This is a genomic window from Mycolicibacterium rhodesiae (assembly GCF_002086695.1).
Taxonomy (GTDB): Bacteria; Actinomycetota; Actinomycetes; order Mycobacteriales; family Mycobacteriaceae; genus Mycobacterium; species Mycobacterium rhodesiae.
On sequence record NZ_MVIH01000009.1, the window covers coordinates 99,343 to 121,165 of the forward strand.

22 protein-coding genes are annotated in these 21,823 nt (G+C 67.4%); 9 read left to right on the top strand and 13 right to left on the bottom strand.

Features of this window, described 5'->3' with window-relative positions:
* The gene (locus BST42_RS18975; RefSeq protein WP_083120858.1) at nt 1–993 is read right to left on the bottom strand and encodes a stage II sporulation protein M; all 993 of its coding nucleotides are present in this window, start codon (nt 991–993) and stop codon (nt 1–3) included.
* Between the two features lie 28 nt (nt 994–1,021).
* Here BST42_RS18975 and BST42_RS18980 point away from each other — a divergent pair, with 28 nt between their 5' ends.
* Nucleotides 1,022–1,906 (top strand): RDD family protein, encoded by an 885-nt coding sequence (locus BST42_RS18980; protein WP_083120859.1) that lies wholly within the window; start codon nt 1,022–1,024, stop codon nt 1,904–1,906.
* A 50-nt stretch (nt 1,907–1,956) separates the two neighbouring features.
* Here BST42_RS18980 and BST42_RS18985 read toward each other — a convergent pair whose 3' ends face one another.
* The 6 genes from BST42_RS18985 to BST42_RS19010 are packed head-to-tail and all read right to left on the bottom strand — an operon-like array spanning nt 1,957 to nt 6,536.
* Nucleotides 1,957–2,298, bottom strand: a complete 342-nt coding sequence (locus BST42_RS18985; RefSeq protein WP_237159503.1) for a hypothetical protein — start codon at nt 2,296–2,298, stop codon at nt 1,957–1,959.
* Between the two features lie 44 nt (nt 2,299–2,342).
* A complete protein-coding gene (locus BST42_RS18990; RefSeq protein WP_237159504.1) occupies nt 2,343–3,515 on the bottom strand; it encodes a cation:proton antiporter in 1,173 nt (390 codons plus the stop codon).
* The gene (locus tag BST42_RS18995; protein WP_083120860.1) at nt 3,497–3,874 is read right to left on the bottom strand and encodes a hypothetical protein; all 378 of its coding nucleotides are present in this window, start codon (nt 3,872–3,874) and stop codon (nt 3,497–3,499) included. The genes BST42_RS18990 and BST42_RS18995 overlap by 19 nt, the downstream gene beginning before the upstream one ends.
* Nucleotides 3,875–3,899: 25 nt before the next feature.
* Nucleotides 3,900–4,400, bottom strand: a complete 501-nt coding sequence (locus BST42_RS19000) for a nuclear transport factor 2 family protein (RefSeq protein WP_237159505.1) — start codon at nt 4,398–4,400, stop codon at nt 3,900–3,902.
* Nucleotides 4,393–5,142 (bottom strand): SDR family NAD(P)-dependent oxidoreductase, encoded by a 750-nt coding sequence (locus tag BST42_RS19005; RefSeq protein ID WP_083120862.1) that lies wholly within the window; start codon nt 5,140–5,142, stop codon nt 4,393–4,395. The genes BST42_RS19000 and BST42_RS19005 overlap by 8 nt, the downstream gene beginning before the upstream one ends.
* Nucleotides 5,143–5,189: 47 nt before the next feature.
* Nucleotides 5,190–6,536, bottom strand: a complete 1,347-nt coding sequence (locus tag BST42_RS19010; protein ID WP_083120863.1) for a carotenoid oxygenase family protein — start codon at nt 6,534–6,536, stop codon at nt 5,190–5,192.
* A gap of 89 nt (nt 6,537–6,625) precedes the next feature.
* Here BST42_RS19010 and BST42_RS19015 point away from each other — a divergent pair, with 89 nt between their 5' ends.
* The 3 genes from BST42_RS19015 (at nt 6,626) to BST42_RS19025 (ending at nt 9,232) form a co-directional block, all read left to right on the top strand.
* Nucleotides 6,626–7,150, top strand: coding sequence for a PadR family transcriptional regulator (locus BST42_RS19015; protein ID WP_083120864.1), 525 nt, complete (start codon nt 6,626–6,628; stop codon nt 7,148–7,150).
* 83 nt (nt 7,151–7,233) lie between these two features.
* On the top strand, nt 7,234–7,980 hold the full coding sequence (locus tag BST42_RS19020; protein WP_083120865.1) for a PadR family transcriptional regulator: 747 nt from the start codon (nt 7,234–7,236) through the stop codon (nt 7,978–7,980).
* Nucleotides 7,981–8,050: 70 nt separating this feature from the next.
* Nucleotides 8,051–9,232: a histidine phosphatase family protein gene (locus BST42_RS19025; protein WP_083120866.1), complete on the top strand. Its 1,182-nt coding sequence runs from the start codon at nt 8,051–8,053 to the stop codon at nt 9,230–9,232.
* Here the strand turns inward: BST42_RS19025 and glpK are convergent.
* A complete protein-coding gene (gene glpK / locus BST42_RS19030) occupies nt 9,229–10,794 on the bottom strand; it encodes a glycerol kinase GlpK (RefSeq protein WP_165760878.1) in 1,566 nt (521 codons plus the stop codon). The two genes, BST42_RS19025 and glpK, sit on opposite strands and share 4 nt — an antisense overlap.
* Nucleotide 10,795: 1 nt before the next feature.
* Here glpK and BST42_RS19035 point away from each other — a divergent pair, with 1 nt between their 5' ends.
* The 5 genes from BST42_RS19035 (at nt 10,796) to BST42_RS19055 (ending at nt 16,415) form a co-directional block, all read left to right on the top strand.
* On the top strand, nt 10,796–11,551 hold the full coding sequence (locus BST42_RS19035; protein ID WP_083120953.1) for a class I SAM-dependent methyltransferase: 756 nt from the start codon (nt 10,796–10,798) through the stop codon (nt 11,549–11,551).
* A 47-nt stretch (nt 11,552–11,598) separates the two neighbouring features.
* Nucleotides 11,599–13,077, top strand: coding sequence for a glutamate-cysteine ligase family protein (locus tag BST42_RS19040; RefSeq protein WP_083120868.1), 1,479 nt, complete (start codon nt 11,599–11,601; stop codon nt 13,075–13,077).
* Nucleotides 13,078–13,103: 26 nt separating this feature from the next.
* Nucleotides 13,104–13,781 carry a class I SAM-dependent methyltransferase gene (locus BST42_RS19045; RefSeq protein WP_083120869.1) on the top strand — a complete coding sequence of 226 codons (678 nt, stop codon included), beginning with the start codon at nt 13,104–13,106 and terminating at the stop codon, nt 13,779–13,781.
* Between the two features lie 155 nt (nt 13,782–13,936).
* Nucleotides 13,937–15,289, top strand: coding sequence for a hypothetical protein (locus tag BST42_RS19050; protein ID WP_083120870.1), 1,353 nt, complete (start codon nt 13,937–13,939; stop codon nt 15,287–15,289).
* 25 nt (nt 15,290–15,314) lie between these two features.
* Nucleotides 15,315–16,415, top strand: a complete 1,101-nt coding sequence (locus tag BST42_RS19055) for a C39 family peptidase (protein ID WP_133057481.1) — start codon at nt 15,315–15,317, stop codon at nt 16,413–16,415.
* 11 nt (nt 16,416–16,426) lie between these two features.
* On the opposite strand, the gene egtE is transcribed toward BST42_RS19055, so the two are convergent.
* Genes egtE through egtA form a run of 5 tightly spaced genes read right to left on the bottom strand, consistent with a single transcriptional unit; the run spans nt 16,427 to nt 21,777 of the window.
* Entirely contained in the window at nt 16,427–17,542 is a 1,116-nt protein-coding gene (gene egtE / locus BST42_RS19060) for an ergothioneine biosynthesis PLP-dependent enzyme EgtE (RefSeq protein ID WP_083120872.1), read from the bottom strand.
* The gene (gene egtD / locus BST42_RS19065; protein WP_083120873.1) at nt 17,539–18,504 is read right to left on the bottom strand and encodes an L-histidine N(alpha)-methyltransferase; all 966 of its coding nucleotides are present in this window, start codon (nt 18,502–18,504) and stop codon (nt 17,539–17,541) included. Before egtD ends, egtE begins: the two co-directional genes overlap by 4 nt.
* Entirely contained in the window at nt 18,501–19,205 is a 705-nt protein-coding gene (egtC, locus tag BST42_RS19070; RefSeq protein WP_083120874.1) for an ergothioneine biosynthesis protein EgtC, read from the bottom strand. Before egtC ends, egtD begins: the two co-directional genes overlap by 4 nt.
* Nucleotides 19,205–20,491 (bottom strand): ergothioneine biosynthesis protein EgtB, encoded by a 1,287-nt coding sequence (egtB, locus tag BST42_RS19075; RefSeq protein WP_083120875.1) that lies wholly within the window; start codon nt 20,489–20,491, stop codon nt 19,205–19,207. The genes egtC and egtB overlap by 1 nt, the downstream gene beginning before the upstream one ends.
* Nucleotides 20,488–21,777, bottom strand: coding sequence for an ergothioneine biosynthesis glutamate--cysteine ligase EgtA (gene egtA, locus BST42_RS19080; protein ID WP_083120954.1), 1,290 nt, complete (start codon nt 21,775–21,777; stop codon nt 20,488–20,490). The genes egtB and egtA overlap by 4 nt, the downstream gene beginning before the upstream one ends.
* Nucleotides 21,778–21,823 lie beyond the last annotated feature (46 nt).

Consider the following 21,823-nt stretch of genomic DNA (forward strand, 5'->3'; position numbering starts at 1 on the left):
TCAGCCCGTCGGCACCATGTCGGGGGCGTCCGCGACATCGCCGGTTTCTCCGGCGCGGCTCGCTTTGCGGCCGAAGTGGACGACATACGCCAGGAAGCCGGCCTCGGCGGCCACGCCGATGCCGATTCGGATGAAGGTGGGCAGCGGCGACGGCGTCACCAGCGCCTCGATCAGCCCCGACACCAGCAGCACCCCGGCGAGCCCTACCGCCGCCGCGACCACCGCACGGCCTTGCTCGGCGAGCGCCTGTCCGCGTGGCCGGTCGCCCGGGGAGATGACCGTCCACCCCAGTCGCATGCCGACCGCACCGGCCAGGAAGACCGCCGTCAGCTCCAGCAGCCCGTGCGGAACGAGCAACCCGAACAACACGTCGGCCTTACCCGCGTGGATCATCAACCCGCCGACCACACCGAGATTGGCCGCGTTCTGGAAGATCACCCACGGGATCGGGATGCCCAACAGGATCGCAAACCCGATGCATTGCGCGGCCACCCAGGAGTTGTTCACCCACACTCGCAACGCGAACGAGCCTGCCGGGTTCTCGCTGTAGTACGAGGCGAAGTCGTGGTTGATCAGGTGGTCGATCTCCTGCGGTGTGCTCAGCGCCGACTGCACCTCCGGGCTGCCGCCCACCCAGATCCCGATGACCGTCGCCACCGCGAAGAACGCGACGGCCGTCGCCAGCCACCAGCGCCACGCTCGGTAGGCAACGACCGGGAACGACACCGTCCAGAACCGGGCGAACTCGTGCCACATCGGGGCGTGCGCGCCGGTGACGGCCGCACGGGCCCGGGCCACCAGGCTGGAGAGCCGCCCCGCCAGAACCGAGTCCGACGAGGCCGAACGCACCATCGACAGATGCGTCGAGACCCGCTGGTAGAGCTCGACGAGTTCGTCCACCTCCGGCCCGGAAAGGCGACGGCGCCGCTTGACCAGCTGCTCGAGCCGGGTCCAGGTGTCCTGGTGGGCCAGCACGAATGCGTCGACGTCCACAGGAGCGACACTAGTACCGTGGACCGTTATGGTGCCCGAGACCGTGGTGACCGGGGACGCCGTCGTCCTCGATGTCCAGATCGCCCAGCTGCCGGTGCGTGCCGTCGGCGCTCTGATCGACATCGCGGTCATCCTGGTCGGCTACATCATCGGTGTGCTGCTGTGGGCCACCACGATCACCCAGTTCGACGAGGCGCTGTCCGCAGCGGTTCTGATCATCTTCACGGTGCTGGTGATGGTCGGTTATCCCGTCGTCTTCGAGACCGCCACGCGGGGAAGGACACTCGGCAAGATCGCGATGGGTCTTCGGGTGGTGTCCGACGACGGTGGCCCGGAACGCTTCCGCCAGGCGCTGTTTCGGGCGCTGGCAGGTTTCGTGGAGATCTGGATGTTCATGGGTGGACCCGCGGTGATCTGCAGCCTGGTCTCGCCGCGGGGCAAACGCATCGGCGACGTCTTCGCCGGCACCGTTGTGATCAGTGAACGCGGCCCGAAGATGCCTCCCCCGCCCGTGATGCCTCCGTCGCTAGCGTGGTGGGCTGCCTCGTTGGAACTCTCTGCGCTCGGCCCTGATCAGGCTGAGTTGGCACGCCAATTCCTGTCTCGTGCACCCGAATTGGATCCCTACGTGCGTGACGATATGGCCTACCGCATCGCCGTCGACGTGGTAGGCCGCATTTCACCTCCGCCGCCGCCGGGCACACCCCCGCAATACGTTCTGGCCGCGGTGCTCGCCGAGCGGCATCGCCGCGAGCTGGCCCGGCTCCGCCCGCCGGACCCTGCACCGCAATATCCAGCCGGGCCGCCGCCGTCATATCCTGCTGGGCCGCCGTCATATCCGACCGGCTCCCCGCCGGGGCCCCTACCGCCGGCGCCCCCACCCCGCACCGACGGGTTCGTACCGCCCAGCTAGCGCGCGCGAACGCCGATCAGCATCAGCGCCGAGCCCGACCACCTTCCGGGCTAGGAAAACGTAGCGGAAAGGATGGCGATGTCGACGATCAACAGCACCCACGCGACGACGGGAACCACCCAGCCGCGTGGATGTTTCGCCGTGAAGATGGTGATGACGACAGCCAGGACCGCGATCACCGGCGCGCCGTAGGTGAGCAGCCCGTAGACGAAGCCACTCGGCTTCGGGCAATTGGGATTGCTGCACGCAGCGGTGCCCATCACCGCGCCCATGGCGAACAACTGGACGACGCCCGCACCCACGAGAGTGGACAGCGCCAGCAACCAGTTGATCCAGAGCCGAGCCCGCGGCGCCTTCTCGGGGTGTGTTTCGGTGGCGTTTGATGCGGTCATAGACGTCGGCTACCCCAACCGGACAACCGGCACACGTCGTGCCGCTATCCAGCTGGCGCCGGTGGCTGCGCCCGGTGCCGTCGAGCCGCGATCACGCTGGCTATCGAGGTGACACCGATGGTCAGCAGCGCGCCGAGCATCAGCGCCGAAGGTTCCCCCGCAGTCAGCAGATGGTTCTGCGTGCCGAGAGTGGCCGCCGCAACCGGCACTCCGAGCTGAGCCGCGGCCAGCGCGGCCAGCGCCAGGGGCTGCCCGGTCAGCCGTCCGACGCAGTGCGCCAGCACCGCACCGACGCCGAGGCCAACCCCCAGCAGGATGTAGGCCGGGCGGTCGCCGAGTTCCCGCACCTGCAGCGAGGCGCCGAGCCAGACGAAAAACAGCGGGCTGAACAGACCCTCGGTGATGCCGAACAGCTGGCGGGCCAACCGCCTCGGTTCACCAGCCGCCTTGACCGCCAGGCCCAGAGCGAAGCCGGCCAACATGATCGAGACGTGAGTGGTGATCGCGAGCGCGGCAAGCGAAAAGAGCACGAGAAGGCTGATGCGCAACTCCAGGGCGAAGTTGTTGCGCTCGGAGAAGTGATGCAGCCGTCTGCGCCAACCGGGGCGGTCAGACAACCAGAGGCCGAGGAACACCAGGCCGGCGCAGAATGCGATCAGCAGCGCGCCGGATGCGGCTGCCAACGCGCGGCCCGGGTCGATCACCAACGGCAGCAACACGATCGACGTCGCGTCCGCGATGGCTATCTGCGCGGTGACGGCCTGCACCGCGGCGCCGCCGAGGCCGAGTTGCTGGATGACCGGCAGGGCCAGCGCAGCCGACGACGACGCCATCAACACGGCATACACTCCCGCGTGGCCGGTGTGGAACACCGCGGCCAGGCCGATCGCCAGACCGGTCGCGACGGCACCGACCAGGACCGCCCGCCCGATTGCCTTGGGGATCGAGGAGCGCAGAGTGGCGTCGCGGATCGGCACATGCGTGCCGACCACGAACATCACCAATGCGAATCCGATGTCCGCGAGCAGGCTGAACGTCTTGTCACCGGGGTCGACCAGGCCGAAACCTGTTCGACCGATGACCAATCCCACCGCCAACTCGCCGATGACGACCGGAATGCGCAGCCTCGGCACCGATGCCAGAAGCGGACCGGCCAAACCGACGACCGCGACCAGCGCCAGGGTGGAGAAGCCGAAGCTCACGCCGGGTGCACCCACGACACGAGCCGGCACGGTATCGCGGTGTTCTCTTCGGTGAGGAAGCTGGCGCAGACCCGGTGGTAGCCGTCGGCGATCTGCATGGCATCGGCCGGGGTGCCACGCACCAGCAGTATCGGGGAGAGCTTCTTGCCCGCCTCGATCTTCGCCAGATCGGACTTCACATGCGGGTTGTCCACCGGCAGCACCGTAAGCCGGGCCGCCCGAAGAATGTCTTTGGCCTTGCGGTACAGCGGTTTCGCCGATCGAAGCTCGGTCACGGTGGCCGTCACGGTGGCGTCTTCGGCGAGCATACTCAAGTAGTCCGCCGCCGCGTCAAAGTCGTGGTCTTCCGGATCGTCCAGCCATTTCACCGCCATGGTGTGCTGAGGGTACTCGCAACCCCTACAGGCCAAAGCGTTTCATGAGCACAGACAGCGGATCGTCAGCGTCGCGGGTCCCGCGGGGCCCGGGCTGTTCGGGGGCGATGAACGCGTCGGGGCGGGTCCACTCCCGCACTGCCCAGCGCTCCGCGATCGCCCACCGGCCGGCCCGGCGCTCCATGAGATCGACGTAGCGCGCGCCGGTGGTGAAATTGGCACGCGGGCCTGAACCGGGCCTGCCCCAATGGGTTGCCATCACGTAGGTCTCGCTGATGGCGGTGTCCTGGCCGACGAAGTCGACGTGATGGTTGCCGATGAAATGCATTGTTCCGGAGAGGTATTCGAGGCTCTTAGTCACCCACGAGAGGTATTCGTCGACATTTCCGTCGAAACCGGTGTGATGGTCGATGCCGTCGTCGTGGTAGGCCTGGCGCACCAGATCGAAGTCGAGCCGATCGATGCCACGGCAGTACAGGGCGACCACGTCGCGGATCGCGTGGATGTCAGCCGCGCGGTCAGACACCGTAACCGCCGTCGACGTCCAGCTTCTGGCCGGTGACGAACCCGGCGCGCGACGAGGCCAGGAAGCACACCGCTTCGGCGATATCGGCAGCATCGCCGAAGCGGCCCAGCGGGGTGTTGCGCCGGGCCGCGTCGAGCGCCTTCTCGTCGAGGTCACCGTCGGCGATCAGTCGCTGCGCGTTGCCGTCGACCAACATGCCCGGGCCGACACAATTGGCGCGCACTCCGAATCTGCCCTCCTCGGCGGCGATCCCACGAATCAGTGCTTCGATGGCGGCCTTCGGGGCGACCGAGAGCCCGTCGCGGACCGCGAAGCGTCGCGTGGCGGCGGTGGTGACGGCCACGAGACTGCCCCGCGAGGCGCGCAGGTGCGGCAGCGCGGCGGTGACGACGTTGAAGAATCCGGCGGTGTCGGTGTTCAGCTGCTGATCGAACCGGTCGGGGTCGACGGCGCTGAGGTGCCGCATCGGCACATGCGCTCCCGCGGCGTGGACGACGGTATGCACGCCGCCTGCACCGGCGAACGAGTCGACGACGCTGCGCACGGCCCCGGCATCGGTGATGTCGAGTTGCTGAGCTGTCGCACCCTCGGCGCTGAGTTCGGCTGCCTTGCTTGCGTTGCCGCGGTAGGTGAAGCCCACTCGCGAGCCACGCGCGACGAGCATCCGGACGATCTCGGCGCCGATCCCGCCGGTGCCGCCGACGACGATGGCCGTGCCCGGCAGCGCGCTGAAGTCGCCCATGGGCTACATGCTCTCAACAGGCGGCACTCGGCGGGTGCGGAGTACCGCTACGCGGGAATCCAGTTGCCGTGGAACCCGTACGGGACTCGGCGCGGCAGCTCGATTCGGGCCACCGGCTTCCCGGCGAAATCCGACGCATCGAGGATCACCAGATCACTGCCGTCGCGGGCGGCGTCGTAGGCGTACGCGATGTACCAACCGTTGCTTTCGTCCGCCGGCCCCGAGGCCGACGGGACGAACACCGCCTCCCCCGGTCCGCCCGGCACCAGTCCGGTCCCGAAGCGGTGCTCGACTGCGCTGCCGTCCGTCAAGTCGTGGCGGACCAGGCTGGCGTCACCGACCGATACCGCGTAGCGGGCCGGCAGACCGGCCAGCCGGTCGTCGATCCGCGGGAACTCCACCGCGCGGTCGTCGAGCTGCCGCTCGCTGACCGTGCCGTTGTGCAGGTCGATCGTCCAGCTCCACATCACCGCGTTGGCGTCGAATCCGCCGTTGTCCCGCCACAGTTCCGCGTAGCGGACAGCCTGCAGCACAATCGATTTCCCATCGGCGGACTCGTGCGCATTGGCGACATGGAAGACGTAGCAGGGGTCGATCTCGAACCAGCGCACCTCACCGAACGGATCGTCGCGCCGCAGCACTCCGAGCCGGGCGCCGTAGTCGTCGTCCCATCGGTACGGCATGTCACCTTCGCCGCGCATCGCGACGTCGAGGTTGAACACGATCGGCAGATCCATGAAGATCACGTGCTCGGCGGTCATCGCGAAGTCGTGCATCATGGTGTGCGCCTTGACGTCCAGGGGACGGTTGACGGTCAGCTCACCATCGGCGTCGGCGCGGTGATAGGTGACGTAGGGCTCGAAGATGCTGCCGTATCCGAAGAAATGCAGTTCACCCGTGGTCGGGCAGATCTTGGGATGTGCGGTCATCGAGTTCTGCAGCTTGCCGCCGAAGTCGTAGCAGCCCACCGTCTCCAGTTCGTTGGTGATCTCGTACGGGAACGAGGACTCCACCAGAGCCAGCGTCTTGCCGGCGTGGTTGACCACGTGGGTGTTGGCGACAGCGGCCCGCAGGTCACGCGTCCCGTCCTCGCGGTAGAGGGGGAACGGGTCGACGAAGCTGTCGGTGCGCACCCAGCGGTTGCGGTACCACTTGGCCGCACCGTCTTCGATGCGGACGCCGTGAATCATCCCGTCGCCGGTGAACCAGTGATTGTTGGCCTCCCGGGGGTTCGGGCCGTTGCGCAGGTACCAGCCGTCTAGTTCGGGCGGGATCGCACCCTCGACCGGCAGGTCGTATTCGGTCAGTTCATCCGGCACCGGCGCGTAGTTACCACGCTGGAAGAACTGCCCTTCGGCGGGCAGATTGGTTGAGTCGGTCGTGGTGTCCGTCATGCCGATAACTGTGACAGTCCACTCATGACATGTCAATGGTGGTACGTGAGATATTCCATAACTGACATGTCGAGCTTTACGATGGTCGCGTGAGTCTTCGGTACGCGGCACTGGGCCTCCTCGCCCAGGAGCCCGGCAGCGGGTATGACCTGCTCAAACGCTTCGACGTCTCGATGGCCAATGTCTGGCCTGCGACTCAGAGCCAGCTCTACGGCGAGCTCAACAAGCTCGCCGACGCCGGTTTGATCGAGGTCACCGACGTCGGCCCGCGTGGACGCAAGGAATACCGCGTCACCGATGCCGGACGGCAGGATCTGCTGCGCTGGATGACCAACCCCCAGGACGACCCGCCGTACCGCAGCGCCGAGTTGCTCCGGGTGTTCCTGCTCAGCGAGATGCCTCCCGAGCAGGCCCGGGCTTACATGGTCTCGGTCGCCGAGCACGCCGAAGCCGAGCTCACCCGTTACGAGCAGGTGCGCGACTGCATGGAGTGGGGTGAGAGCGACGTCGGGTTCTACGGCCGCGCAGCGCTGGAATTCGGACTGCGGGTAGAGGCCATGGAGGCCGAATGGGCCCGCTGGGTCGTGGAGGAAATCGACCGGCGATCCAACTGACCGTTGCATCGCGATAGTTTCCGATATATCGTCAACGTATCGGAAGCGCATTCGGCGTTTCCAGACCAGAAACGAGAACCTCTATGAACACCCCATTTCCCCAGTTCGGAGGCCCGGACATGGGCCGCCCCGGCTTTGGTCCCGGCTTCGGTCCGGGTTTCGGCTTCGCACCCGCAGGCCGTGGTCGCCGCCACGACCGGCATGGCCGCCGCGAGCTCCGCAATCAACTGCGTGAGCAGTTCCGCGAGCACGGCGACCACCACGACGGTCCGCCGTTCGGCCCGCGTGGCGGCTTCGGTCCGGGCTTCGGCCCCGGCTTCGGCCCAGGCTTCGGCTTCGGCCCCGGTGGTGGCGGCGGACGCGGTGGTCGCCGCGGTCACGGCCGCGGCCGCGGTCGTCGCGGTGACGTGCGTGCCGCGATCCTCAAGCTGCTCGCCGAGCGGCCGATGCACGGCTACGAGATGATCCAGCAGATCGCCGAGCGCAGCCAGGATCTGTGGAAGCCGAGCCCCGGCTCGGTCTACCCGACCCTGCAGCTGCTGGCCGACGAAGGCCTGCTGGTGGCGAGCGAATCCGAAGGCAGCAAGAAGCTTTTCGAGCTGACCGATGAAGGCCGCGCCGCCGCCGACAAGATCGAGACCGCCCCGTGGGACGAGATCACCGAAGGTGCCGACCCGGGCCAGGTCAACATCCGGGCCGCGGTGGGTCAGCTGTTCGGCGCCGTGCGGCAAGCGGCTTTCGCCGCCAACCCGGAGCAGCAGCAGCGCATCATCGACATCGTCAACAATGCGCGCCGCGAGATCTACCAGATCCTCGGCGAATCCGAGTAACCAGAAACTTGGGCGCGGTTTCCGGGGTACAGCCCCGGAAACCGCGCCCAATTCATGCTTCGATGCCACAGTGCTGAGACTGATCGCACTGGCCGTGACACTCTGCATTCTCGGCGGGCCACCACCCGCCAGCCGAGCCGACACCTGGCGTGTGGTCCGCACTGTGGTGCTGATGCGCCACGGGGTACGACCGCCCAACAAGGAACCACCAGTCCCGCTCTCGATCGCTCCAGACCCGTGGCCGGCGTGGAGCACCCGCCCCGGCTGGCTCACCGATCACGGCGCGGCAGCTGTCCGTCTCATCGCAGCCGCCGACGCGCGTCGCTTCATCGCCGACGGCGCACTTCCCGCTCACGGCTGCCCTGCCACTGGTTCCGTCCGGGTCGTATCCGACTCTCTGCAACGCACGATCGCCACCGGCGACGCGTACGCCGCATCGCTGGCCGCGGGCTGCGGGATCGTGAATCACCATGCCCCACAAGGTGAAGCGGATCCACTTTTCGACGAATATCGCACGTCGGGTATCACGACCGCTGCAGCGGAGGAGGCTGTCGCCTCGGCCGTCGGGCCTGACGGCGTGGCTGCTCTCGCGCAGCTGTACCAACCGGCGCTCGATGCCGTAACCCGCATCGTGTGCGGCAACCGGCCTGATCGGTGCGGTCTCACCGATGTGCGGAGCGGCACCGAGGTCGACCCGTCCGGCGCCCACCGCCCCCGACTCACCGGCGCCTTGGCCTACGGCTCGGTGATCTCCGAAGTGTTGGAGCTCGAATACGCCGAAGGCAAATCGCCTGCCGATGTCGGGTGGGGGCGGGCCACCGCCGACGACATCCGACTTGTCGGGAGCCTTCACGCACTGGAGCTGTCGATCATCGCCCGGCCCCGCCCACTGGCTGTGGCCAACGCGGGCAAGATCGCCGACGTCATCCGCGACGCTGTGGACACCGGGCCGCCGCTGACCGTCATGGTCGGGCATGACACCGAAATCGCAAACATCGCCGGACTACTCGACGCCCATTGGTCGGTCCCGGGTTTCGCCGACGACGAACCGGTACCCGGCGGCGCGCTCGTCTTCCAACGGCTCGAGGCGCCGAACGGAGACCAGGCCGTCCGAGCCTGGTATCGCTCTCAAACGCTGGAGCAGATTCGCACACTCACCGGCGGCGATTCGACCTGGGTTCCGCTGGCGATCCGCGGTTGCCCCGACGAACTGTGCTCACCGGACTCGTTCGCCGCAGCGCTGACGACCTAGACCTCCACCCAATCCAGCGTGCGCTGAACGGCTTTGCGCCATCCGGCGTAGCCGGCCTCACGCTGGTCGTCGTCCCACACCGGCGACCATCGCCGGTCCTCCTGCCAGTTGGCCCGCAGGTCATCGGGATCGGCCCAGAATCCGACCGCCAACCCGGCGGCATAGGCCGCACCCAGTGCGGTGGTCTCGGCGACCACCGGGCGCACCACGTCCACGCCCAGCACATCGGCTTGGATCTGCATGCACAGTTCGTTCTGGGTGACACCGCCGTCGACCTTCAGAATCTCAAGGTGCACACCGGAATCGGCTTCCATCGCGTCGACCACGTCGCGGCTCTGATAACAGATTGCCTCCAGCGTCGCCCGGGCGACATGCGCGTTGGAGTTGTAGCGGGACAGCCCGACGATCGCGCCGCGCGCATCCGAGCGCCAATACGGCGCGAACAGTCCCGAGAACGCAGGCACGAAGTACACCCCGCCGTTGTCGGCGACCTGCCGGGCCAGGGTCTCGCTCTGCGAAGCCCCGCTGATGATGCCGAGCTGATCGCGCAGCCACTGCACCGCCGAGCCGGTGACCGCAATCGAACCCTCAAGGGCGTAAACAGGTTTCGCGTCTCCAAACTGGTAGCACACGGTGGTCAGCAACCCGTTCTCGCTGCGCACGATCTTCTCGCCGGTGTTCAGCAGCAGGAAGTTGCCGGTGCCGTAGGTGTTCTTGGCCTCACCGGGGCTCAGGCACACCTGCCCCACCATCGCCGCCTGCTGATCGCCGAGGATGCCGGTCAACGGCACCTCACCGCCCAGCGGGCCACCGGGTAGCGTCACCCCGTACGGCTCGGGCGACGACGACGGCCTGATCTCCGGCAGCATTGCGCGGGGAATCCCGAAGAGCGACAACAGTTCGTCGTCCCAGTCCAGGGTCTCCAGGTTCATCAGCATGGTGCGGCTGGCATTGGTGACGTCGGTGACGTGCACGCCGCCGTGTGTTCCCCCGGTCAGATTCCACAGCACCCAGGTGTCCGGCGTGCCGAACAGCGCGTCACCGCGTTCGGCGTCGTCGCGCAGGCCGTCGACATTCTCCAGAATCCACTGCAGCTTGCCGCCGGAGAAGTATGTCGCAGGCGGCAGGCCGGCCTTGCGCCGGATGATGTCACCCCGGCCGTCCCGGTCGAGCGCGGCCGCGATGCGGTCGGTGCGGGTGTCCTGCCACACGATCGCGTTGTGGTACGGCCGTCCCGTCTTGCGGTTCCACACCAGGGTGGTCTCCCGCTGGTTGGTGATGCCCAGCGCGGCCAGGTCTTCGACGGACAGTTTCGTCTTGTTCAACGCCGAGACCACCACGGTCTGCGTGCGCTCCCAGATCTCCACCGGGTTGTGCTCCACCCACCCGGACTTGGGCAGGATCTGTTCGTGCTCGAGCTGATGCCGGCCCACCTCAGCGCCCTTGTGATCGAAGATCATGCAGCGGGTGCTGGTGGTGCCCTGGTCAATCGAGGCGACGAAGTCAGCCAACGGTGCTCCTCTGACGTGCGATGCTGCCGATGCAGCCGACCTTTCGTCCATGATGGCCTACATGGCAGCCGAGATCACCGACATCGCCGACATGCCGCGGGGTGGCCCGGATGCGTCCTGTCTGGATCGCCTGCTGGAAACCGCCCGGCCCGAATACCTCGACCGTGGCGACGTCGACGACGAGGTGAAGCGCGGGATCGTGACGGCGCTGGACGTGATCGGCAACCTGTTCGGCGAACACGACCGCAACGCCGAACTGGTGCTGCGGGAGGTCGCCGACGTCGTTGATCCCACCATCCTGGAACTCGGCGCCGGTCATGGAACACTGTCGCGCAGAGTGCTCGAACAGCATCCGACCGCCCACGTCACGGTCTCCGACGTCAACGCCGACGCGGTGGCGGCGATCGAGGCATCCGACCTCGGTGAACATCCGCGCGCCACGGTGCGCACGATCGACGCCACCGCGATCGACGCCGACGACGGCTCGTTCGACTTGGCCGTCTTCGCGTTGTCGTTTCACCATCTACCCCCAATCCAGGCCGCCCGAGTTCTTGCCGAAGGAACCCGGGTGGCCGACGAACTCCTGGTCATCGATCTGCCCCGGATGCCCTCGCTTCTGCACATCGCCAAGCTGGCGGCGATGGCGCCGCTGGTGTGGTGGCCGTTCGTGCACGACGGTCTGGTCAGCTCGCTGCGCTCCTACAGCCCGTCGGCGCTGCGCGCGCTCGGTGCCCATGCCGGCGTCGAGGTGGAGGTCAGCACCAACCCCTTCGATCGGCAGGTTCTGCGGGCGCGGCGGCGCGACTGATGGCGATTTGCTTGCGCAGCTTGGCCTGAACCGGTTCCATCGACCCCATGGGCGACGAGGTCAAGCACGCCACCTTCAACCGGGCGCATCGGCAGGAGTACCGGCGCAAGGTTCAGTTGTGCCTGGACGTGTTCGAAACCATGCTGGCCCAATCCAGCTTCGAGTTCGACCGACCCCTGACCGGGATGGAAATCGAGTGCAACCTGGTCACCGATGACTACCAGCCGGCGATGTCGAACCAGGAGGTCTTGGCCGCGATCGCCGATCCGGCGTACCAGACCGAATTGGGCGCCTACAACATCGAATTCAACGTCCCGCCGCGACCTCTTCCCGGCAGGACCGCACTGGAGTTGGAGGCCGAGGTTCGGGCGAGCCTGAATGCCGCCGAGACCAAGGCCAACACCGACGACGCGCACATCGTGATGATCGGGATCCTGCCGACTCTGATGCCCGAGCACCTGACCGGCCACTGGATGAGTCCGTCGCTGCGCTATCAGGCGCTCAATGACTCGATCTTCACCGCCCGCGGCGAGGACATCCTCATCGACATCACCGGTCCTGAGCGGCTGAGCATGCACGCGGAGTCCATCGCTCCTGAATCTGCTTGTACCAGTATGCAATTGCACCTGCAGGTGTCTCCGGCTGATTTCGCCGCCAACTGGAACGCCGCTCAGGTGCTGGCCGGTCCGCAGCTGGCGCTGGGCGCCAACTCGCCGTATTTCTTCGGTCACCAGTTATGGGCCGAGACCCGTATCGAGCTGTTCGCCCAGGCCACCGACACCCGGCCCGACGAACTCAAGGCCCAAGGCGTCCGTCCGCGAGTCTGGTTCGGGGAGCGCTGGATCACCTCGATCTTCGACCTGTTCGAGGAGAACGTCCGCTACTTCCCGTCCTTGTTGCCCGAGATGTCCGACGAAGACCCGGTCGCCGAATTGGCGGCAGGCCGCACGCCTGCTCTGTCCGAGCTGCGACTGCACAACGGAACGGTGTACCGCTGGAACCGGCCGGTCTACGACGTGGTGAACGGTCGGCCGCACCTGCGGGTGGAGAATCGCGTGTTGCCCGCCGGACCCACGGTCGTCGACATGATGGCCAACTCGGCGTTCTACTACGGAGCCTTGCGAGTGCTGGCCGAAGAGGACCGCCCGCTGTGGACGAAGATGAGTTTCACTGCGGCACATGACAACTTCATCGAATCTGCCCGGCACGGCATGGACGCCCGGCTCTACTGGCCCGGGCTCGGCGAGATCACGCCCGACGAGCTCGTGCTGCGCACCCTGCTGCCGATGGCCGATGAGGGCCTGCGCCGCTGGGGCGTGGCCACCGAAGTTCGCGACCGCTATCTCGGCGTGATCGAGGGACGCGCGAAGACAGGGCGTAACGGGTCGGCATGGCAGGTCGCGACGGTGCAGGCGCTGCAGGGTCGCGGCATGGCACGACCGCAGGCACTGGCCGAGATGCTGCGGCGCTACTGCACCCTGATGCACAGCAACGAACCGGTGCACACCTGGGACGTCACCGGGTGACCGACGGCCCTTGTAGGTTGGGGGACATGGACTCTGAGGTGATGGATTGGGACGGCGCCTATAAAGAGGAGGGCGCCTTCGCCGGGCCGCCGCCGTGGAACATCGGAGAACCGCAGCCGGCGCTGGCGGCTCTGGTCCGGGACGGCAAGGTCAGCGGCCACGTGCTGGACGCGGGCTGCGGGCATGCCGAACTCGCGTTGGCTCTCGCCGCGACGGGCAGCACTGTCGTCGGGATCGATGTGTCGCCGACGGCGATCGCGGCGGCGACCGAGGCCGCCCGCCAGCGCGGCTTGAGCAACGTGACCTTCGAGTGTGCGGACATCACCTCCTTCAGCGGCTACGACGAGCGGTTCGCCACGATCATCGACAGCACGCTGTTCCATTCGCTGCCGGTCGACGCCCGCGACGCCTACCTCCGTGCGATCCATCGGGCGGCCGCACCTGGAGCACGGCTGTACATATTGGTCTTCGCAAAGGGCGCGTTCCCGCCGCATCTTGAGACCAAGCCCAACGAGGTCGACGAAGACGAGCTACGCGCCGCGGTGTCGAAGTTCTTCGTGATCGACGATATTCGGCCTGCGAAGATCCACTCCCACAAGCCCGCGTTCGCCGACATGCCCGAGGGCGCCATGCCGTTCGACCTCGATACGAAAGGCCGGCTGATGATGCCGGCCTACGTGCTCAGCGCCCACAAGGCGGACTGACTCCGACCACCGAAGTGTTTGCGATCGAAGACTTACCCGCAAGCAGCTTTCCCATCCCTTCGGCATTTCCGCGCAAAGTTTCCTATGCTTCATCCGTCTTGTAGCGGAGTCGGGGCCGAGGGGACGCGGTGTTGGTTGGGGATTCGAGAGCGCCAGTGAGCGCTGTCTTCTACGGGTGGCTGTTAGCCGCGCTGATCGCAGTGGGTCTGGGAGCCGCGATAGTGAGCGGAGCCGCGGTCGCCGCCGCTGACACCGGCAACACGCCTTCCGGTGGCGGGACATCCAGCGCGGGCCACGCGACGTCGTCCAAGCATGGCGTCGCCTCCAGCCGGCGCGCACCGGTTGCGGCCAAGAGCGGACCCGCGCGAACCGACACGACAATCCGAAGCACACGCCCGAGCCCGGCGAAGCTCACAACCCCCACAACCGCGGCCGCGGCCGGGGCGACACCCAAGCTGAACCCGGTGCAGGCGTTGATGCGTCAGCTCAACTACATCTTCGCCAACAAGGCGCCGTCGATCGAATCGGGCACCCAGACCGCAGGCGCCGGCGGCGCCGTATCGGGCACCGTTATCGGTAAGAGCAACAACGGTTTCACGCTCAAGTACTCGATCGGCGACCAGCCGAGCAACGGCTCGGTTGTTCTCGACCCGGTGACGGGCGCCTACACCTATACGCCCAACAGCACGCTGCCCGCGGGCGCCATCATGGACGAGTTCACGATCGTCGCCGACAATGGCTCCGCGGCCAAGCTGCACGGACCTCTCGGCGCGGTACAGAACGCGTTGCGTTCAATTGCGGTGCAGCTGGGCGTATCCGGGATCACTACCGCAGACGCCGCCATCTACGTCGACCTGGACAACCCCGCCGTTCCGACGATCATCGGCAACCCGGACGTCACCAAGCAGTACTGGGTCACCGACGGAGCGCAGACCTCCGGCCTGGCGGCCGTGGTGATGGCCGTGGGTCAGCTGACTGGGACGATGCCGAATATCGCGGACTGGATCGCCAAAGCCAAGATCACCGACAGCGTCGACCGGCAACTGTTCGTCAACGGCAATGCCACGGGCCAATATCGGAAGATGTACTTGGACAACGGCACCGACTGGGTGTGGACCGGCGACGCCTTGGAGCTGCTGAGTACGAGCGGTAACGGGATCAACGTTTCGACGACGTACTTCCCCAAGACCAAGGCTGACGTGGCCCTGACCAACATGGCATCCGCACTCACCGCCGGCTCGGTCGTCCTCGTCACCATCAAGACCCCGATCCTTGGTGACACCGACCCCACGAACCATTTGGTTGTCGTGCTCGGCATGAACACCCAGACCGACCAGATCTTCGTCAATGACGCCGCGTGGGGCGCCGAAGGCCAGAACCGGGCGATGTCGCTGACCGACTTCATGAAGGGTTGGGAGCCGAACTACCCGCTGGGCATCGCCACCCGCCCGTTGGCCGCCGCAGCGGGCCAGCCCCTGACACAAGCCGATCTCGCACTGGCGGCCTGAGGCTACGGAACCGGAGAGCCGAAGTATGAATCGGATCAGGCGACTCGCCCCCTTGACCCTCGCGGCCTGCGGGCTGGCCGTCGGCGCGGGGATCCTGCTCGCGGGCGCAAGCCCGGTGGCGTCGGCCGCGCCGGCCGACGCCAGTCACTCCTCAGTGAGCTCGGCGTCCGCGTCGAGTGCGCGGACGTCCGGCCCGCTACGCTCCGTAAAAGCCGCAGATACGAACAAGTCCCGCGCGATCGCGAAGACGCCGGCAGCTGCACCGGTCGCGGCGACCGTAACGCAGCGCCGCCTTCCGAAGCTACCCTCGCTCCCGACACCGGCGGCGGTGGTTCATGCGGTACAGGATGCGCTGACGACGCTCGGGCGCGACTTGGGCAGGCTGACCGTTCGACCCACTCCGACCTCGGCCAATGAATCGTCAACTGCCACAACGCCGCTGCGAGACCCGCCCGCCCCCGGTGACGTGGTGTACGGCAATCCCCTGCAGAACGTCCAGTACTTCATCTCCCAGGGCGACAACAACACCTGCGTGCTGTCCTCGACCGCCATGGTGATCGGACAACTCAAGGGCCCGGGCGGCATGCCCAGCTGGTCCGACATCGTCCAGGAAGCCAAGGACACCCCCAGCTATCTGCCCGCGCGCAGTTCCGGTTCGGTCTGGAAGGACCTGCTGAACAGGTACGTCCCGCGGACGGGGAACATCTACGACCCGCTGGCCGACGAGTACGTCTACTACGTGGACAGCATGGCGCTGATGGAGAACCACGGCGTCGACGCGACGATGACCACCTACACCAAGAGCCAGGGCGATCTGGCGTTGGCCAATTTGAAATCAGCGCTGACCACCAGCTCGGTTCTGGTTGCCGTGAACAACCGGATCTGGGCCGAGGCGATCGGCGGCGCACACAGCGCGAGGCGGTTCGGTACCGCCAACCACGCCATCACGGTGCTCGGGATCAACGAGACCAAAGACGTCATATACATCAACGACTCCGGCGGGGTTGGTGGAAAAGGCCTCGCGGTTCCGTTGGACGGCTTCATGGAAGCCTGGCAGCGCGGCCAGTACTTGTCGGTGAGCGCTCGTCTGGCAGCCCCGAGCAGCGCGGCGGCCCTGGCGGCCTGACGCCAGGCGCGTCAAGTTGCGGCGCGCAGCGCTGTGACGAGTGCCTCGAGGTCGTCAGTGTTGGCGTCGACGTGCGGTGAGATCCGTAGCACCGGTGCCGTCAACTCCATCGGCGCCCGCTCCACCCCGGCCGCGGTGGTCACGATGCCGTGCTCGTCGATCAGGCGGGCTCGCACCCGGACAGGATCGGCGCCGTTGGTGGGCTCCAGCGTGGTGATCGCGGTTGGCGCGTCGTCGGGTTCCACCACTCGCCAGCCGGGTACCTCGGCCAGCATCGTGCGGGCCTGACATCCGAGTGCGGCCAGCCGCCGGCGCACCGCCTCCGGTCCGGCCGCGAGGTGTTGTCCTACCGCGACGGAAAAACCGACCCGCGCAGCGATATTGGCTTCACCGAATTCCAGGCACTGCAACGCCGATGCCGCGCCGGCCCACGGCGGGGACTGCAACAGGTCGGCAAGCGCAGGACGCACCGCCAAGACTCCGACCCCGCGCGGGCCCGCCAGCCATTTGCGCGACGAGGAGTAGACCGCATCGGCGTCGGCGACGCAGTCGATGTGGCCCAGCGCCTGCGCGGCATCGACGATCAGCGGAACGCCGATCTCCCGGCACACCTCCGCGACCGCGGCGACTGGCTGTACGACACCGCGGTGGCTGCCGACCGCGGTCAGATGGACCATCGCCGGCGGCGCATCGGCCAGGGTGCGACGTGCTGCGTCCGGGTCGACTCGGCCCAGACTGTCGACCGGGAGCGCCTGGCGGGTGAATCCGCGTGCGGTGAACTCCACCAGGTTGGGGCCGTACTCGCCGGGCAGGCACGCCACCGTCCGCTCCATCGGCCACACACCGAGCAGCAGTTGCAGTGCGTTACCCGAACCGGTGGTGAAAACCACGTCATCGGAGGACATTCCGGTCAGTGCCGCCACACCGGCGCGACCGGCGTCGAGCACCGGAGCGGCAGCCTGCGCAGCGATGTAGCCGCCCACCTCGGACTCGTGGCGGGCGTGTGCGGCCGCTGCCTCGATGGCCGCGAGACTCTGACGCGAACACGCGGCGCTGTCGAGGTGGACGCCGGCAGCGGGCAGCCGGGCCTCCCGCCAGCTGTCAGCAAGAGCGTCGGGTGCGCTCACCTCACCGCCAGCGACAGTCCGAAATCCCCGGCCGGATCGGTCCACCACTGCGTCCGCCGCAGCCCAGCCGCTTCCAGTTCCTTGGCGACGGCCCCGGGCCGAAACTTGCACGACACCTCGGTGAGCATCTCCTCGCCTGCGGCGAACTCGACACGCAGGCCCAGCCCCGCGACGGTGACCTGCTGCGGAGACGTCGCGCGCAGCCACATTTCGATGCGCTCCTCGTCGGGGTTCCAGCGCGCGACGTGCTCGAAGGCGTCGATATCGAAGTCGGCATCCAATTCTCGATTGACCACGGTCAGCACATTGAGGTTGAACCGCGCGGTCACACCGGCGCTGTCGTCGTAAGCGCGAACCAGGCGATGGGTGTCCTTGACGAGGTCGGTGCCCAGCAGCAGGCTGTCCCCGGGGTCGAGCACCTCGGCGAGGGACGCGAGGAACTGCGCGCGCGGGGCGGCGGTCAGATTGCCGATCGTCGAGCCCAGGAACACGAACAACCGGCGACCGCCCGAGGGGATCTTGGCCAGGTGTTCCTCGAAATCGCCGCACACCGCGTCGATATCGAGATCCGGATATTCCTGCTCGAGCGCGGCTCCCGCCAGTTCCAACACACTCGAGTCGACGTCGAAGGGTACGAAGCGACGCAGCGAACCGTTGTCGCGCATGGCGCTCAGCAGTAGCCGCGTCTTCTCTGATGTTCCGCTGCCGAGCTCCACCAGTGTGTCGGCGCCGCTGGCCGCTGCTATCGCCGCCGACTGAGACCGCAGGATCTGCGCTTCGGTCCGGGTCGGGTAGTACTCCGGCAGCCGGGTGATCTGGTCGAACAGATCACTGCCGGCGGCGTCGTAGAACCATTTGGGCGGCAATGACTTCGGTGTCTGCGTCAAGCCGTGCAGCACATCGTCGCGCAGCGCCTGGGCGGCAGCGTCGGCGGCCAGGTAGTTCGACAGCGTGAACGTCACGAAGTTCCTTTCAGCGGGGTCAGCGTCACCTGTCCCGCGCTCACGTCGACGAGATGCCGGTCCGGGATGTCTTGCCAATCGGGGTGGTCGTCATAGGGTTCGCTGGCCAGGACCACTCCGTCACTGCGGCGCAGCATCGACAGGGTGTCGCCCCAGGTGGTGGCCATAAGCCGAGATCCGTTGGCGGCCATGATGTTCAGCCGGGCCCTCGGATCTGCCGCCCCGACCTCAGCGATCGTATCGCCGAGGTTCTCCGGCCCGCGGTCGAAGATCAGCGCAGCCAGCATGGCGCTGTCGACGGTCGACTCGGCTGCCGGGCTGACCGGCAATACGCCCCGGTCGACCACACCGTTGTGCGACAGCAGCCAGGTGCCGTCACTGAACGGAGCGGACGCACTGGCCTCGATCGGCATACCCACTGTCGCCGAACGCACCGCTGCGACAATGCAATTGCTGCGCAACGCCGGGGAAACCGAGGCGAACGAAACGTCCCCCCACAGCGGTGACGCGCTGCGCCAGCGGCAGGGCCCGTTGCCCGGCAGATCGGACGGGTAGAAACCCACGCCCCATCCGTCGGCGTTGATCAACCCGTGCTTCTGCCTGCGCGGCGCGTAGGACTGCACGCGCAGCCCGCATGGCGGGTCGAGGACCAGCGAGGCGATCGCCACCGGTTCGCCCAGCCAGCCCAGGTGTCGGCACATCAGACGTCCCACGCCAAGCGCACACCGGAGAAGATCTGCCTGCGGACCGGGTGGTCCCAATTCCGGAAGCTGGGCCGCAACGTGTCGGCACCCACCGCCCACGAACCGCCGCGCAGCACCTTGTAATCACCGTCGAAGAACGGCTCCGAATATCGTTGGTAGATCATCGGAGTGAACCCCGGCCACGGCCGCAGCGGCGAGGTGGTCCACTCCCACACATCGCCGAGCATCTGCTCGGCGCCGTAGGCCGACGCCCCATCGGGGTAGGCCCCCACCGGCGCAGGGCGCAGCGCCTGCCCGCCCAGGTTGGCCCGGTGCGGTGTCGGTTCCGCCGAGCCCCACGGGTAGCGACGGCGCGCGCCGACCTCGGGATCCCAGGCGGCGGCCTTCTCCCATTCGACTTCGGTCGGCAACCGCGCGCCCACCCAGGCCGCGTAGGCCTCGGCTTCGAAGAAGGTGACGTGCTGGACGGGTTCGTTGCCCGGGATTTCCTCGACGTGGCCGAATCGGGTTCGGGTGCCGTCCGGATTCCAGAACTCCGGTGCGCTCAACTCAGTCTGGACCCGGTGTTCCCATCCGCGCGGTGACCACCATCGCTGTTGCGTGTAGCCGCCGTCGTCGATGAACTGCCGCCATTCGGCGTTGGTCACCGGAACCCGGCCGATGCGGAAGGCCGGCACATCGACCACATGGGCTGGGCGTTCGTTGTCCAGTGACAGCGGTTCGCTCACCGCATCGACGCCGAGGACGAACGGGCCGCCGGGCACCAGCACCGAACTGCCGGCCAGCCCGGCCCGGCCGTGAGGCAGCGTCGTCCGATGCGCCAGTATCGGTGCGCCGCTGCGCAAGTTGAGCGCTTGCAGAATTGTCTCGTCGTGCTGGTTCTCGTGGCTGATCACCAGGCCGAAGCGGAATGCGACCTCGGCATCGTCATCGCGGTGGGGCAGGGTGTCGAGCACGTCGAGTGCGGCGGCCCGCACGCTATTGCAGTACGCCCGGGACTGCGCCGGTGACAGCAGCGGGAGATCGACGCGACTGGCGCGGGAATGCACGAACGCGTCGTAGAGGCCTTCGATGTTGGCGGGCAGCATGCCGGGCCGATTCGGGTCGCCGTCGCGCAGCAGCCACAACTCTTCCTGCTGCCCGATGTGGGCGAGGTCCCAGACGAGCGGACTCATCAGCGGGCTGTACTGGCGATGCAACTCGGCATCGTCGAAGTCGGTCAGCGCCCACGTGCGCCTGCGGGCCCGTTCGAGGTCGCGGGCCAGCGTCTCGCGTGTGATCACGCTGTCGCCTCGGCCATTTGCAGGACGGCACCTTCGATGCCGCGCTCGATGGCCCGGTCGGCGAAATCGTCGGCTGGGCAGCGGCCTTCTTCCACGTTCTGGACCAACCGCCGCATCGACTCGGATAATTCCGCGGGAGCCAGCTCGGCGACGAGCGCGACGCAGCGGTTGGCCGCTTGGTAGAGGCGGTCGTCCTTGAGGCCGACCCGGGCAGCCAGGTCCCATGCGGTCGCGACCGGTTCGACCGCCTCGGCTGCCAGCTCGGCCAGGGCCGGGTCGTCGAGCAGGGTGACGACGAGGAACACCACCGCGGGCAGCAGGGCGTCGGGCACGCTGTCGAGGTACCGGATCTCCAGCCAACGCCGCGGGCGCACCGGCGGAAACAGCGTGGTGAGGTGGTAGTCGAGGTCGGCGGTGGTCGGGCGGCGACCGCCGAGCAGAACCAGTCCGTCGGCCCAGTCCGCGAACGGCACATGCTCGGTGACCGCGACAGGATCCGGGTTGTGCACCAGCATCACCGGCGCCTTGAGCGCGTAGCGGGCCCAGTCGGTGCAGGGATCGTCACCGCTGGCGCCGAGGACCGGCCCGCAGCGCGCCGAATCCAGCTGACTCCACACCCGTTGACGCGTCGAGACCCAGCCGGTGAAGTCCCCACCGAGCAGCGGTGAATTCGCCGCGATCGCGATCGCCGTGGGGCCGAGCGCATGGGCAAGCCGCACCCGCTCAGCCCAGCCGTCGCGGGGACCTGCGTCGAGGTTGATCTGGACCGAGGCCGTCGAGGTCATCATCGCCGCTCCTGCATTCGCCGTCCCGGACGCGATGAAGAACTGTTCCATCGCCTCATAGCGGGCACCGGGATTGACCCGGTGCGGGCGGCGAAGCGGGTCGGCGCCGAGCAGCACCAGACCCAGGCCGGCGTCGGCGAACGCCGAACACAGTGTCGCCCGGTCGGCGGCCAGCGCGGCGATGGCCGGCAGCGGGCCGTCGGCCGGCGGCCCGGAGAGTTCGACCGCACCTCCCGGTTCGACGGTGACGGCGCTGTCGCCGGGCAGCGGTCCCACGGCGGCGATCACGTCGCTCAGTTCCGACCAGCCCGGACGACGGAGGGGATCAGCCAGGTCGAAGCAGTGCGCCTCCAGTTCCAGACCCACCCGACCGATCGGACCGTCGTCCAACGAGGCGCCCGCGATGTGCAGGGCGGCCGAGGATGAGCTGTTCAGGACACGTTCTTCGGCACCCGACCCGCAAGGTGCCCGGCCCGGCTCCGAGGTGACGACGAACGTCATGACATCCATCTTCCAGACCGCACCGACAAGTTTCGTCGATCGGCGG